Consider the following 13,530-nt stretch of genomic DNA (forward strand, 5'->3'; position numbering starts at 1 on the left):
CCTATGTTGCGCCGGCTTGCAGCAGTCAAAAGCGAACCCGCAAGCAGAAAGGTCACCGCGCCATGCCTGGCGACAGTCACAGTCGAACGCAACCGCCGTCCGCCTAGACGTGACCTGAATGGTTCATGTCCTGCCGGACGGCAAGGAGTGAGCCATGAACGATTTTTTCCCCGTAGCGGACGACGAGGCCGTCGCTATCGCCCGCATCCTTGCCAATGATCACGTCGCCGACCTTGTCGAGGCGCTCAACCATGAATCGCGCGAAACCGCGACGGAGCTGCTTTGCGCCGTACCCTTCGAACGGCTGGTCGAGATTTTCGACCAGCCTGAGCTCGAAGGCGCGCCCGAACTGGCGGAGGCCCTGCCCCGTCCCAAGGCGAGCAAGCTGCTCACCGCCATGTCCGTCGACCGCGCGGCCGACATCCTGCGCGAGCTCGACGAGCCGGCACGCTCCGAGCTGCTCGGTGCGCTGGCGCCGCCGCTGCGCGCCACCCTGCTTTCCATTCTGGGCTATCCCGAAGGCAGCGCCGCCTCGATCATGACGACGGAGTTCGTCAGCGTGCCCTCCGACTGGACCGTCGGACGCACGCTCGACTACATCCGCAAGGTCGAACGGACGCGCGAGACGGTCTATGCGATCTACATCGTCGATCCGCGGACAAATCTCCTGGTGCGGTCGACGGGCTTGCGTCGGCTCATCACCGGTGAACCGGACGACCCGATCCTGTCGGTAGCGCCGGACCGCCTGCCGGTGACAGTCACTCCGCTGACGGATCGTGAACACCTGGCGCAGACGATCTCCAAATACGATCTGCTCGCCGTCCCGGTCGTCGACAACGGCAAGATCCTCGGCATCGTCACCATCGACGACATCATCGACACGATGATTGAGGAGACGACCGAAGACGTGCATCGCTTTGGCGGCATGGAGGCTTTGGACGAGCCGTATATGAAGATGAGCTTTCTCGCCATGATCAAGAAGCGCGGTGGTTGGCTCTGTGCGCTGTTCATCAGCGAGATGCTGACGGCCAATGCCATGCAAAGCTATGAGGGCGAGCTGGAGAAGGCGATCGTGCTGACGCTGTTCATCCCGCTGATCATGAGCTCCGGCGGCAATTCCGGCTCGCAGGCGACCTCGCTGGTCATCCGCGCGCTGGCGCTGCGCGAAATCGGCCTTCGTGACTGGTGGCGGGTGGCGCTGCGCGAACTGCCTACCGGTCTCGTGCTCGGCGCCATGCTGGGCGTGGTCGGCGTCTGCCGCATCGCGCTCTGGCAATATATGGGCTTCTATGACTATGGCCCGCACTGGCCGCTGATTGCCGCAACCGTTGGTGCCGCACTGGTCGGCATCGTCACCTTCGGTTCGCTGTCGGGGTCGATGCTGCCTTTCGCCCTGAAACGGATCGGTTTCGACCCCGCCAGTGCATCCGCACCGTTCGTCGCCACGCTGGTCGATGTCACCGGACTGGTGATCTATTTCTCGGTGGCGCTCGTCATCCTGCGCGGCACCTTGCTGTAGCGGTTCGACTGCCGCCGCCGGCCGTGGCTGGCGGCGGCAGCGCCGCGTCAGGCGACGTCAGACGCGCTCGCCGTCCTTCACTCGATAGGTCGGCTTGTACATGGTGACGAGCTCTTCGGAGGCGGTCGGGTGCACGGCCATTGTGCGGTCGAAGTCGTCCTTGGTCAGTCCGGCCTTCAGGGGGATGCCGAGCAGCTGTGCCATTTCGCCGGCATCCGGCCCCAATATGTGGGCGCCGAGAACCCTGCGCGAAGCGCCATCGACGACCAGCTTTATCAGCATCTTTTCGTCACGGCCCGACAGCGTGTGCCGCATCGGCCGGAAGCTGGCGCGGTAGATTTCGACATCGGCGAAGCGCTTTACGGCTTCGTCTTCCGACAGGCCGACCGTGCCGATTTCCGGTTGCGAGAAGACAGCCGTTGCGATCGTGTCGTGGTCGGGCGCCGTCGGATTGTCCTTGAAGGCCGTCTCGACGAAGCACATGGCTTCGTGAATCGCCACCGGGGTCAGCTGCACGCGGTTGGTGACATCGCCGATCGCCCAGATATTGTCGATGCTGGTGCGGGAATACGGGTCGACCTTGATCGCACCGGTCGCGGCGGTCATCTCGAGGCCTATGCCTTCCAGGCCCATATTCTCGGTGTTGGGGATGCGGCCGATCGCCAGCATCACCTGATCGACCGTCAGCACCTGCCCCCCGATGAGCTGCGCGTCGAGCCGTCCGTCCGGCCGCTTGCTGACCGATTCGGAGACGGAATGGCAAAGGATCTTTATCCCCTTCTTCTCCATCGTCTCATGCAGCGTGCGCCGCAGGTCCATGTCGAAGCGGCCGAGGATTTCCTTGCCGCGATAGACCAGCGTGGTGTCTACGCCGAGGCCATGGAAGATGTTGGCGAACTCGACCGCGATATAGCCGCCGCCCTCGATCATGATCGCCTTTGGCAGGTCCTTGAGGTCGAAAGCCTCATTGGAAAAGATGCAGTGTTCGTGGCCGGGCAGCGCCGGATGCGCTGCCGGACGGCCGCCGGTGGCGATCAGGATCTGATCGGCGGTGACGGTGCGGTCCTCGCTCAGGAGGTGGATCACGTGCGGGTCGACGATCATCGCCCGCGTGTGAAACGTCTCGCCACCCGAACCCTCGACATTCTTCTTGTAGATCGCTTCCAGCCGGCTGATCTCGCGGTCCTTGTTGGCGACCAGCGTCTGCCAGTCGAAACTGGCTTCCGGCACTGTCCAGCCATAGCCGGCGGCGTCGGCGAAATGCTCGGGAAATTGCGAGGCATAGACATAGAGCTTCTTCGGCACGCAGCCCCTGATGACGCAGGTGCCACCGAAACGGTATTCTTCGGCGATGCCAACGCGCTTGCCGAGCGCTGCCGCGACCCGCGCCGCCCTCACCCCTCCGGAGCCGCCGCCGATGACGAAGAGGTCGTAGTCATAACCGGCCATGAAGCGGCTCCTTGAACGCCAAAATGCGACTGACAGGTAGGCCGCAAACCGTCAAAAGAAAAGCCCGGACAAGCCGGGCTTTCACAGATGGCCGCAAGGCCGTCGGAAAGATCACGATCAGTTCTGCGTGCCGTCCGCCGGCGCAGAACCGTCGGCGGGGGCCGCGCCATCCGCCGGAGCAGCTCCGTCCGCAGGAGCAGCACCATCCGCGGGCGCGGTTGCATCGGCGGGTGCGGCCGGCGCCTTGGCTTTTGCCGCCGCTGCCAGAGTCTCGCCGACTTGCTGGGCGAGATCGCGCGCGACGCCGTTCTGCCAGATGTCGGCGGCCTTGACGAGGTCACGCGTCACGGTCGGGCCGCTGTCGAGCAGCTTCTTGCCGGACTCGGAGCTGTAGAAAGCCGCGATGTCGGAGAGTTCCTTTTCGGAAAACACCTTCGCATAGGCAAGAGCCGCTTCCTTCTCGAGATCCGCACGGCGTGAGGCCATCGCCAGCGCCTTCTCGTTGATCGTCTTGCCGATCAGTTCCTGCATGTCCGGGTTCTTCTGGATAAGCTGCGATTCGAGCGCCGCGGCGGCCTGCGGCAGGATGTTGTCGAACGGGTCGGTCGCGTGGATCGCGGCGACCGCGGCGCGTGCGGCCTTCAGATGCGATTCCGTGACGTCCTGCGCGAAGACAGGCGAGGAGAACGCGAAGACGGCCGATGCCGCCACAAGGACGGAAAGACGGCGAACCCGGTTATGCAACATCATGATCGGTAGAACTCCCTGGTTTTCGGGCGGCATGGACAGTTTGGATACCGTCGCCGCCGGCGATGATGGCCGCTGACGCCAGCCCGATGAAAAGACCATGCTCGACCACGCCAGGAATGGCGTGGAGAGCATTCGAAAGCGCTCTTGTATCCGGAATGCGGCCAAAAGATGCATCGAGGATAAAATGGCCGCCGTCTGTAACAAAAGGCTGGCCTCCCGTCATCCTCAATGTCACCGGACCGGAAAGGCCGAGATTTCCAGCCGCCATGACCACGGCGATCTCGGTCGCGCGCAGGCCGAACTGGTTGACTTCGATTGGAAGCGGAAACCGGCCGAGTGTCTCGACCATCTTCGATCGGTCTGCGATGACGATCATGCGCTGCGAGGCCGCGGCCACGATCTTCTCGCGCAGCAGCGCCCCGCCGCCGCCCTTGATCAATGTCAGCTCCGGGTCGACCTCGTCGGCACCGTCGACTGTGAGATCGAGCTCGGGCGTTTCCTCCAGCGTCGACAGTGGCACGCCGAGTTCGCGGCACAGCGCAGCAGTGCGTTCAGAGGTCGGCACGCCTGTTATGGTCATGCCGGTGGCGACCTTGTCGGCAAGCAGCCGCACGAACTCCTCGGCAGTGGTGCCGGTGCCGATGCCGATCCGCATGCCGTCGCTGACATGGGCAAGGGCCGCCCGCGCGGCCTCGACCTTCAATTGCCTCGCATCCATGCTGCTTTGCTGCCCCGAAACCGAATGCATGTCGCCCAAAATGACCTCGGCTTTGGGAAAACGACATGCATGAAAGAAAGACCTGAAGCGCGCCGCATGAGTCTGTTTCGACGCGACGCGCTTTAGCGTTTTCGGCTCCTAGCATTTTTGCAGGCCGGGTCAAAGCCCTTGGCGGCCGTCCCGCCGGTCTGCTTGCCTTAACGCGTCGCAGCCGTTATCGCCTGCCATGCACAAACCTGCGCAGGATGGATCATGACTCGCCCGATCATCGTGTTCGACCTCGATGGAACGCTGATTGACACGGCGCCGGACCTGCTCGACAGCCTCAACCACAGCCTGGCGGCCAGCGAACTATCGGCCGTCGACGAAGCCGGCTTCAAACGCTTCGTCGGCCATGGCGGCCGGGTGATGATCGAACGGGCGCATGCCGCGCAGCAACGATCCCTCAAGGTCGAGGAGCACGACCGGCTGCTGAAACTGTTCCTCGATCACTACACCGACAACATTCCGGGCAAATCCCGCCCCTACCCCGGCGTGATCGAGGCGATTGCCCGCTTTGAGAAGGCCGGCTATCTGCTGGCCATCTGCACGAACAAATACCAGGCCAATTCGCTGGCGCTGATCGAAGCACTCGGCTTGACCAGGCATTTCGCGGCAATTGCCGGGCAGGACACGTTCGCGTTCCGCAAGCCCGATCCGCGCCACCTGATCGAGACCATCAAACTCGCCGGCGGTGATCCGCACCGCGCCTTGATGGTCGGCGATTCGCAAACCGATATCGACACCGCCAAGGCGGCCGGCATTCCTGTCGTCGCCGTTGATTTCGGCTACACCGACCGTCATGTGCGCGAGTTCGAGCCCTCGGCGGTGATCTCGCATTTCGATGCGTTGACGCTCGATCTGGCGCAAAGGTTGATCGGCGCCGCCGCACACTGAGCGCCACGATGAAAATCTCTGCGGAACGGGCCTTGGCGAGACCGCAAATCCGATCTGTGTGACAACACCAGACGCTGCCTTGACTTAATGGGTCGGCCTCCCTTATATCGCGGCTCGCTTGGCCTTCGGGCAACGAGCGGGCGATTAGCTCAGCGGGAGAGCACACCCTTCACACGGGTGGGGTCGCAGGTTCAATCCCTGCATCGCCCACCATCTGTTTGCTGAACATCACATCGGCAGCTACAGCCCGCCTTCCCCTTTGGCGCTCTGCCTTTCCGCACAGGCGCTGAACGCCGGAACACCCACATGCGGAACAAACCTGCATGACAGCGAGTTTCCTTGCGTCGAAACTTGAGGGAAAACCATGTCCAGATTTCTGCTTGCGGCCTCCGTCGTCGTTCTTTTCGCCGCCGGACCCGCCTTTGCCGCGGATGAAACTGCACTGCCGCCACCCAATGCCAAGAAGCTGTCGGAGATCATCGCCAAGGTCGAGCAGCGTGACGGGTTTCGCTACGTGAAGGAGGTCGACTGGGACAAGGACGGCTACACCGTCACCTACTATACCTCGGACAAGGCAAAGGTCGAAATCGTCTTCGATCCTGTGACGGCCGAACCAAAATAAGGTTCGCGGACATCACGTCGCGAATGCGCTGCGTCTGGGTGTTCTCAACGACAAAACGAGCGTCAAAATTGTCCATCCTGGCGTATGTTAGGCTGGGCGCGGGGCCGCGCCTTCGGCAATCCTGTTGGCTTGGGGGCCATCATGCGATGTTTCGTTAGACCCTATCTTCTGTCTGTATTCGCCATCGTCCCAGCCGGCGGCTTCCTTGCCGTTTCTCCGGCATTGGCGGACGGGTCGTCCTTCGACTGCGGCAAGGCAAACCTGCCGGCGGAAAAGGCGATCTGCGCCGACCCGCAGTTGTCGGCCATCGATCTGCTGGTTTCGAAGGCCTACAAGGAATTCGAGCCGGCGTTCGGCGGCGACAGGCGTAAGATTGCCCGCGGGCTGATCGCCGATCGCAATGCTTGCAAGAGCGATACCCCCTGTATCGCCAGCGCGCTCGACAACGCCTTGCAGACCTATGGAAATGCGCCGTCCTGGGTGCAGGACTACACCATCGCGCTGATCGGCAAGAAGGCGCTGGACGCTGCTGCACGGAATCCCGGCAATAAGGACCAGCCCCTGCCCTCGGCGATCGGCCAATGCGCGTCGACGCATATCGAGACGCTGACCACGCGGCTTGGCGACGATCCGCTGGAAACGGCTACTCCCGAAGCGGGCAGCGCGGCCACATTCACCAATGGCGGCGGCGCCGTATCCTATGATCGCGAGGCTGGCCTTGCCGCCGCCAAGGTCGGCGAACCCGTCGTCATGTGCTTGATCTCCATTCCCAGGGACTGCCCCAAGGACGACGACCGTGGCCGGGTTTATTATTCCGTCGACCTCGTCGCGAAAGGCTCCTGGGCTCTCCCGGATTCGCAGCATATGTGCGGCGGCGCCTGAGCTGCGGGATTTTCACCAGCGAGCCCAGGAGTGCTCCGTCTCCCCTTGCGTCAATTCGCCATTGATGGCTGATTGTGGAGGGACCGCGCTTCAGGGGGTGGGTATGTCGGCTGCGAAGCACTTGATGAAGCGCGTCCTCATGATGCTGGCCGGCTATCTCGTCGCCATACTGGTTGGTCTGATCGCCGTCGTGGCGATCTATGCCGCGCTGAGTTCCCTGCCCAACGCGCCAGCCTATTTCGACCTCATGGGGGTCTCGCCGATCGCGGCCTTTGTGGTACCGCCGCTCGGCATGTTCATCTATTTCCTGACCATCGTGGTGACCGCGCCCCAGACGCTGATTTTTGCGCTGATCGCCGAATTCTTCTCTCTTCGCAACGCTATGCTGCACATGGTCTTCGGCGCCGCGGCTGCGGCCGGAGGTTTCTTCCTGATCTGGCCGGGCGCGGCGGAGGACGTGGATCTGGAGCGCTGGGCCGACATCGGCATCATAGCCGCCGCCGGTCTGGTTGCCGGGCTGGTCTATTGGCTGATCGCCGGGCGCGACGCCGGTTTCAGGCGCTCGCTGTCGGAGCGATAACGACTAGCTCGAGGGTGAGCGCACCGCCTCGGTTGCGTCCAGGGCCTGCTTCAGCCGGGAATCGCGATCGTAGACGTCGCTGAAATACTCGACCTTGCCGGACATGTCGGGCCAGGCGGTGAAATAAGCGACATAGACTGGGATCGTGCGTGTCACATCCTCGGTCGAGTGTCCGTGCTTCAATTTCTCCGCGATATAATCGACCGAGGTGCCGAGCACTGCCGCCGCCATGCCGCGCGGATCCTGCAGGCGCACGCAGCCATGGCTGAGTGCGCGCATATCCTGCTTGAAGAACGATTTCTGCGGCGTGTCGTGCATGTAGATCGCGTGCTTGTTGGGGAACAGGATCTTCAGTTCGCCCAGAGCATTGGCCTCGCTCGGCTGCTGGCGCACATTATAGGGAATGTTGGCGCCATAAGCGCCCCAGTTCACCGCCGACGAAGGGATGCGCTTGCCGCGTGAATCCGTCACCTCGTAGCCGGCCCGGTCAAGATAGCCGGGATCGCCGCGCAACCTCGGCAGCATTTCGTTGACGATGATCGACTGCGGCACGCCCCAGTAGGGGTGGAAATCGACCTGCTTGATCTGGTCGTAGAAGAAGGCGGTCTGGTTGGTGACGCGGCCGACGACGGCACGCGTCTTCAATTTTTCCTGGCCGTCGTCGATATAGCTTGCGGTGAAGGCAGGCTGGTTAATGAAAACACGCGGGCTGCCGAGATCGGAAGGCAGCCAGCGCAGTTCTTCCAGCGCCACCTCCACCTTCAGCAGCCTGTCGGCCTTCGACGTCCCGGCCAGCGTGGCGACCGTGCGTGGACCGATGACGCCATCGCCCTTCATGCCTTCCTTCTGCTGCACCGCCTTGATCAGCGGCACCAGCTCGGGAACGTAGACTTCGCTGGTTGCCAGCCGCGACAGGACCTCGCCATAGGTGCCGCCCATCTCGTCATCGAGATTACGCGCGATCAGCGACAGCAGCTTCGGCAATTCGGGGCTGGTTTCGCCTGGCTTCAGCAGCAGCTTGGGATCGACGACGATTTCGTTCTCGGCGCTCGCCTGCAGCGCTTCCAGTTCGACGCGCAGCGCCTGATATTCCGCATTCTGCGGATGGCGCGATTCCAGATAGGTGCGAACCTCCTGGGTATGCGCCAGAGTCTTCAGCACGCCCATCATGTCGAGCGGCTTGGCCGGGAAATCGTAGTAGCCGGTCATGCGGTTGGGCTCGACACGGCCATTCTGGGCGTCATGGGCATAACGCAAGACACGTGCCGACAGCGCCATCTCGAATCGCACGAGCTCCTTCAGCTTGGCTGCCTCGTCCGCCGAGGACGAACTGGCGGCAGGCACATCGACCGTGTAGTCGGCAGGCGTGAGGCCGTAGCTTGCAGCCTCGCCAAGCACCCGCACGGCATCCTGGGCGCGGTTGTTCGGGGTGGTTCCGGTCACCCAGATGAAATCCGGGTTGGCCGAGTAATAGGCGATCAGCGCCTTGGCGATGTCGGGCTCGGCATAGAGTTCATAGTCGGCGAGCCCGGCAATGGCTTCATGGAAGGCAGCATCCGTGGCCGAAGGCACGAAAGCGGCATCTTGCGGTGTAGCCGGCTGCGGCGCCGTCGCCAGCGTCGAGAAGTCGACACGCACCAGCTTGTCGGCCTTGTAAGTATAGTAGGACGGACTGCTGATCCTCACACCGCCCCCGCCGGCCGGAGCGTTCGGCTTGGGTTTGTGCTTCGGCGGAGGAGGCGGAAACTCGCCTTTCGGCTCATGCCTGATGCCCCCGCCGAACAGCATGTCGAAAAATCCCTGGGCCCCTGCCTGAGGCATGCCGAAAGCCAGCGTCGCCGTAACCGCCACCAGCGGCATCACGGTTGCTTTTTTACCGAGGAATTTCATGGATCACCCGCTCCGGTCGCAACCGGTTCCCGTTCCGCACGCTAGACCGTCCCGCTCACCGCATGGCGGATGTAAGGCGCGACTATACCGATTCATACCGATTTCGTTAAGCTTTCATAAATTTCGGCAGGGCTGTTGCAGAACGGTTTCACAACATCGTGACGGCCGGCGCGACCGAACTGTCGCGCCGGCCCGGGAATCCCTGTGGCTTACGCGTTTGCGCCTCCATCGATGGTCAGCGCGGCTCCGGTGACGAACCTGCCCTCCGGTCCGGCGAGCCAGGCAACCATGCCGGCGATATCGTCAGCTTCGCCGAATCGCGGGGTGGCCATCTTCTGGCGCTGATGCTCGGCATGCGGGCCGTCGGCCGGGTTCATGTCGGTGTCGGTCGAACCGGGATGGACGACATTGGCGGTGATGCCGCGTGACCCGAGGTCGCGGGCCAATGCCTTGGTCAGGCCGACCAGCGCCGCCTTGCTGGCCGAGTAGGCGCCCAGGCTGGTGTCGGTGACCCGCTCGGCCAGATTGCTGCCGATCGAGATGATCCTGCCGCCCTCGCCCATGTGCCTTGCCGCCGCTTTCGAGGCGATGAACGGCGCTCTCAGATTGATCGACATGGTTTCGTCGAAATCGGCAAGCGACAGCGCATCGATCGGCGCGGCGCGCCAGATGCCGGCACTGTTGACCAGGATGTCGAGCCGGCCGAAGGCAGTCACAGCATCGGCCACCGCCTGGTCTATGGCCTCGGCGTCACGGTTGTCGGCTTTAATGGCGATGGCGCGACCGCCCTTGGTCTCTATCTCGGCGACGACGGACCGGGCCTGCTCCTCGCCATGCACATAGGTCAGCGCCACATCGGCCCCCTCCGCCGCCAACCTTCGTGCAATGGCCGCGCCGATACCGCGGCTGCCTCCGGTGACGAGTGCTGCCTTGCCGTTCAAATTTCCTGATGACATCGGTTTCTCCATTTATGTAGCGATTGATACATAAATACCTGCCAGCCTTGCCCGGCCGCGTCAACTCATTTATGTATCGATCAACACAGAAAAGAGCATCATGTCGGAAAGAGGCCGTCCCCGAACCTTCGATCGAACCGCGGCCTTGCGGCGCGCGATGGACGTGTTTTGGGCCAAGGGCTATGAAGGCGCATCGATCAGCGATCTCGCCGTGGCAATGGGCATAAATTCGCCGAGCCTCTACGCCGCCTATGGCAGCAAGGAGGCCCTGTTCCTCGAGGCGACCGATCTCTATTCCCGCGTTCAGGGCGCCGACATCTGGCTCGCGCTGGAAGAGGCGCCAACGGCGCGGCTTGCGATCGAGCGGTTCTTGCGCCGGACCGCGAAGGCCTATTCGCAAAGCGATCGTCCGCAGGGCTGCCTGATTACGCTGGGTGCGCTGCACGAAGACTCGAGCCGGGGCGCGATCTGCGCGGATTTGCGGCGCCGGCGCGCCGAGAATCTCGCCGCGCTGAAGAAGCGTCTGCAGCGCGGCGTGGCCGAAGGTGAATTGCCTGCCGACTTCGATTGCCTTGCAGCCGCGACCTTTTTCGCAACGGTCCAGCATGGCATGTCGATTCAGGCGCGTGACGGCGCTTCCCGCGCCGCCCTGATGGCGACGGTAGCCGGGGCAATGGCCGCTTGGAAGACCATGGCCGGCACCGTCGAGGCGTGACAAACACCATCCGTTGTGCTCGAAATCCGACTTGCCAGCAAACCTGCGGCCGGAGGGAACCACGTGAAAAAAGGGTATCGCGAACTGCTGGATGAGGCCAACGCCGAGATCGAAGTGGTTTCGCCCGAGGAAGCGGCAGGGCTGCTTGAGGACGAAGACACCATCTTCGTCGATCTGCGCGATCCTCGTGAAATCGAACGCGACGGCAGAATTCCCGGCGCCAAGCACGTCACGCGTGGCATGCTGGAGTTCTGGATCGATCCCGAAAGCCCCTACCACAAGCCCTTCTTCGCTTCCGGAAAAAGCTTCGTCTTCTTCTGCGCCGGCGGCTGGCGTTCAGCGCTGGCCACCAAGACGGCGCAGGACATGGGTCTTTCCCCGGTCAAACACATCCTCGGCGGCTACACGGCCTGGAAGGCTGCCGGACTGCCTGTAGAGCCCGGAGACAAGAAGAAATAGCCTGAGTGCCGCTCAGTGGAGCAGCGACGGGTTCTGCTGCATGGTCACGAACCCGACGGCGCGTTCAACCACGCCCTTGTCGGCCAGAATGCGGCGATGGCCGAGTCCGTCGACCCAGTGCAGCCGTACATGGTCGCCGGCGCCGGCATAGCGTCGTGCATGTTCAGCCGGCACCTCCCGGTCGTCGGGCGCGTGGATGACCAACGTCGGCACGGGCGCCTGGGCGAGCTGCCGGTCACCGGTGAATTCGTGCAACGGCCGGCCGGAGAGATATTCGACGCGGTCAGCCATGGCGACCTGCGAGCGGGGACCGACATTGAGCATGCGGCTGAAGTCGGCGAAGATTGCCGGCAGCGAGCTTGGTGCCGCGATCAGCACAAGACGTGCGGCCGACAGCGGCGGGATGTCCTTGACGGAGCCGGCGATGGCATTGGCGGCAACGGCACCTCCGAAGGAATGGCCGACGGCAGCCACGAACGGCCCAAACCATTCGCCGGCCACTCTTGCGGCTTCGACGGCATTGACCATGTTCAGGTGCCTGCCCTGCGAATGGCCATGACCGGGAAGATCGAGTGAGACGACCTTGTAGCCGGCGGCGCGAAAACCTTCGATCAGCACGCGCATATATTCGGTACGCGAGCGCCAGCCATGGATGACGAGGACGGTGCCGGCGGACTCGCGGCCCGGCTCGGGGCGGAATTCATGAACCATGACGCAGCCGGTCGCGGTCTTCAGCCGGTGATGCCGCGCCTCGGCCATGAACTCCGCGGCGCGGTCGATGGCGCGGCGCTCGCCGTCGGTCAGTGTCCTGGTGCTTGGCGTACGGCAGAACAATTCGAAAGCCGCACGCCCGGTGATGCGCGGCGCGACATGTTCGGCCGCACCAAACACACCTCGGATGACCTTCAGCCCGAATGATGCCATAGTCAGAATCCATCCATACGTTCAAGCATGAACATAATAGTTCAAAGATGAACAATAAACAAGAGCTACCCTGGGACAACCCGCGTTTTCGCAACTGGGTCGCGGTGGCGCGCGCCTGCCATGTGCTGGAGCGCACGCTGGCGGTGAAACTTGCGCCGCTCGACCTTAAGCCGGCGCAGCTCGACGTGCTGATGAATCTCTACCGCCACCCGGGCATGTCGCAGCACGACCTCGCCCGCAAGCTGCTCGTCGGCCGCTCCAACATCACCATGCTGTTGCCGCAGTTGGAGACGCGTGGCCTGCTGCGGCGCGAAGGCGACGAGAAGGACAAGCGCATCTTGCGGCTTACGCTGACCGAAACCGGCGAGGCGCTGCTGATGCGGGCGCTGAAAGTGCATATGGCGCTGATCGAGAAGGCGATGAGCCAGTCGACGCCGGAACAATGCGACATGATCGGCGAGCAGATGCGCAAGATCTATGACGTGCTGAACGAGGCGTGATCGCCCTTTCAGGCGATCACCACATCGATTTCTTCGCCCGCTCCGGCCATTCCCTGTCGTAGGTTTCGCCATCGATATTCTTGCGGCTGGTGATTTCCAAAATCCTTCCGGGTGTCGGCAGCGACTTCGGGTCGACATGCTTGGCAGGGTTCCACAGTTCCGACCGCACGATGGCGCGAGCGCACTGGAAATAGACCGAATCGACATCGATCACGGTCACCGAACGCGCAGGCTTGCCTTCGACCATGAACGATGCGCACAGCGCTGGGTCCGTGGTGATATGGGCTCGGCCGTTGATGCGCAGCGTCGTGCCGGAGCCCGGCACCAGGAACAGCAGGCCGACACGTGGATCCCTGATGATGTTCTTCAGCGAATCGGCACGGTTGTTGCCGCGCCGGTCCGGCATCATCAGCGTTTTCGCATCGACGATGCGCACGAAGCCCGCGAGATCGCCGCGCGGCGAACAATCCAGCCCCTCCGGGCCGCTGGTGGCTAGCGCCACAAAGGGCGAGGCTTCGATAAAGGCGGCGTATTCGGGGATGACATGGTCGAGTTCCTTGACCACCGAGGCCTCGCCCGGCAATCCGTAAAGGGCTTCGAGTTGTTCGACTGTGGTGATGACCGACATTT

Annotated in this window: 15 protein-coding genes and 1 tRNA gene; 9 read left to right on the forward strand and 7 right to left on the reverse strand. The window is 62.9% G+C overall.

Features of this window, described 5'->3' with window-relative positions; translation table 11 throughout:
• The first annotated feature begins 154 nt into the window (after positions 1-154).
• Positions 155-1,519 carry a magnesium transporter gene (gene mgtE / locus FJ950_RS26035; RefSeq protein WP_140619658.1) on the forward strand — a complete coding sequence of 455 codons (1,365 nt, stop codon included), beginning with the start codon at positions 155-157 and terminating at the stop codon, positions 1,517-1,519.
• 57 nt (positions 1,520-1,576) lie between these two features.
• Here the strand turns inward: mgtE and gor are convergent, their stop codons facing one another.
• The 3 genes from gor to rpiA all read right to left on the reverse strand — a co-directional run bounded on the left by gor (position 1,577) and on the right by rpiA (position 4,436).
• Positions 1,577-2,968 (reverse strand): glutathione-disulfide reductase, encoded by a 1,392-nt coding sequence (gene gor / locus FJ950_RS26040; RefSeq protein ID WP_140619660.1) that lies wholly within the window; start codon positions 2,966-2,968, stop codon positions 1,577-1,579.
• 117 nt (positions 2,969-3,085) lie between these two features.
• Entirely contained in the window at positions 3,086-3,718 is a 633-nt protein-coding gene (locus tag FJ950_RS26045; RefSeq protein ID WP_140619662.1) for a DUF2059 domain-containing protein, read from the reverse strand.
• Positions 3,705-4,436: a ribose-5-phosphate isomerase RpiA gene (gene rpiA, locus FJ950_RS26050; RefSeq protein ID WP_140619664.1), complete on the reverse strand. Its 732-nt coding sequence runs from the start codon at positions 4,434-4,436 to the stop codon at positions 3,705-3,707. Before rpiA ends, FJ950_RS26045 begins: the two co-directional genes overlap by 14 nt.
• A gap of 252 nt (positions 4,437-4,688) precedes the next feature.
• Here rpiA and FJ950_RS26055 point away from each other — a divergent pair, with 252 nt between their 5' ends.
• The 5 genes from FJ950_RS26055 to FJ950_RS26075 all read left to right on the forward strand — a co-directional run bounded on the left by FJ950_RS26055 (position 4,689) and on the right by FJ950_RS26075 (position 7,456).
• On the forward strand, positions 4,689-5,372 hold the full coding sequence (locus FJ950_RS26055; protein WP_023773727.1) for a phosphoglycolate phosphatase: 684 nt from the start codon (positions 4,689-4,691) through the stop codon (positions 5,370-5,372).
• A 138-nt stretch (positions 5,373-5,510) separates the two neighbouring features.
• A tRNA-Val gene (locus tag FJ950_RS26060) sits at positions 5,511-5,585 on the forward strand.
• 151 nt (positions 5,586-5,736) lie between these two features.
• Entirely contained in the window at positions 5,737-5,994 is a 258-nt protein-coding gene (locus FJ950_RS26065; protein ID WP_015317872.1) for a PepSY domain-containing protein, read from the forward strand.
• Between the two features lie 141 nt (positions 5,995-6,135).
• On the forward strand, positions 6,136-6,876 hold the full coding sequence (locus tag FJ950_RS26070) for a lysozyme inhibitor LprI family protein (protein WP_224682624.1): 741 nt from the start codon (positions 6,136-6,138) through the stop codon (positions 6,874-6,876).
• A 103-nt stretch (positions 6,877-6,979) separates the two neighbouring features.
• Positions 6,980-7,456 carry a hypothetical protein gene (locus tag FJ950_RS26075; RefSeq protein WP_015317870.1) on the forward strand — a complete coding sequence of 159 codons (477 nt, stop codon included), beginning with the start codon at positions 6,980-6,982 and terminating at the stop codon, positions 7,454-7,456.
• Positions 7,457-7,459: 3 nt separating this feature from the next.
• Here FJ950_RS26075 and FJ950_RS26080 read toward each other — a convergent pair whose 3' ends face one another.
• Positions 7,460-9,346, reverse strand: coding sequence for a murein L,D-transpeptidase (locus FJ950_RS26080; protein WP_140619667.1), 1,887 nt, complete (start codon positions 9,344-9,346; stop codon positions 7,460-7,462).
• 209 nt (positions 9,347-9,555) lie between these two features.
• Positions 9,556-10,302, reverse strand: coding sequence for a 3-oxoacyl-ACP reductase family protein (locus tag FJ950_RS26085; protein WP_140619669.1), 747 nt, complete (start codon positions 10,300-10,302; stop codon positions 9,556-9,558).
• A 100-nt stretch (positions 10,303-10,402) separates the two neighbouring features.
• On the opposite strand from FJ950_RS26085, the gene FJ950_RS26090 reads away from it, so the two are divergent.
• Complete coding sequence (locus tag FJ950_RS26090) at positions 10,403-11,017, forward strand: TetR/AcrR family transcriptional regulator (RefSeq protein ID WP_140619671.1); 615 nt, start codon at positions 10,403-10,405, stop codon at positions 11,015-11,017.
• A gap of 63 nt (positions 11,018-11,080) precedes the next feature.
• Positions 11,081-11,476, forward strand: coding sequence for a rhodanese-like domain-containing protein (locus tag FJ950_RS26095; protein WP_015317866.1), 396 nt, complete (start codon positions 11,081-11,083; stop codon positions 11,474-11,476).
• Between the two features lie 12 nt (positions 11,477-11,488).
• Here the strand turns inward: FJ950_RS26095 and FJ950_RS26100 are convergent, their stop codons facing one another.
• Positions 11,489-12,400, reverse strand: a complete 912-nt coding sequence (locus tag FJ950_RS26100; RefSeq protein ID WP_140619673.1) for an alpha/beta fold hydrolase — start codon at positions 12,398-12,400, stop codon at positions 11,489-11,491.
• A gap of 47 nt (positions 12,401-12,447) precedes the next feature.
• On the opposite strand from FJ950_RS26100, the gene FJ950_RS26105 reads away from it, so the two are divergent.
• Positions 12,448-12,900 carry a MarR family transcriptional regulator gene (locus FJ950_RS26105; RefSeq protein ID WP_023773737.1) on the forward strand — a complete coding sequence of 151 codons (453 nt, stop codon included), beginning with the start codon at positions 12,448-12,450 and terminating at the stop codon, positions 12,898-12,900.
• 16 nt (positions 12,901-12,916) lie between these two features.
• On the opposite strand, the gene FJ950_RS26110 is transcribed toward FJ950_RS26105, so the two are convergent.
• Entirely contained in the window at positions 12,917-13,528 is a 612-nt protein-coding gene (locus FJ950_RS26110; RefSeq protein ID WP_140619674.1) for a pyridoxamine 5'-phosphate oxidase family protein, read from the reverse strand.
• Positions 13,529-13,530 lie beyond the last annotated feature (2 nt).

Origin of the sequence: Mesorhizobium sp. B2-3-14, assembly GCF_006442175.1 — a bacterium.
GTDB lineage: Bacteria > Pseudomonadota > Alphaproteobacteria > Rhizobiales > Rhizobiaceae > Mesorhizobium > Mesorhizobium australicum.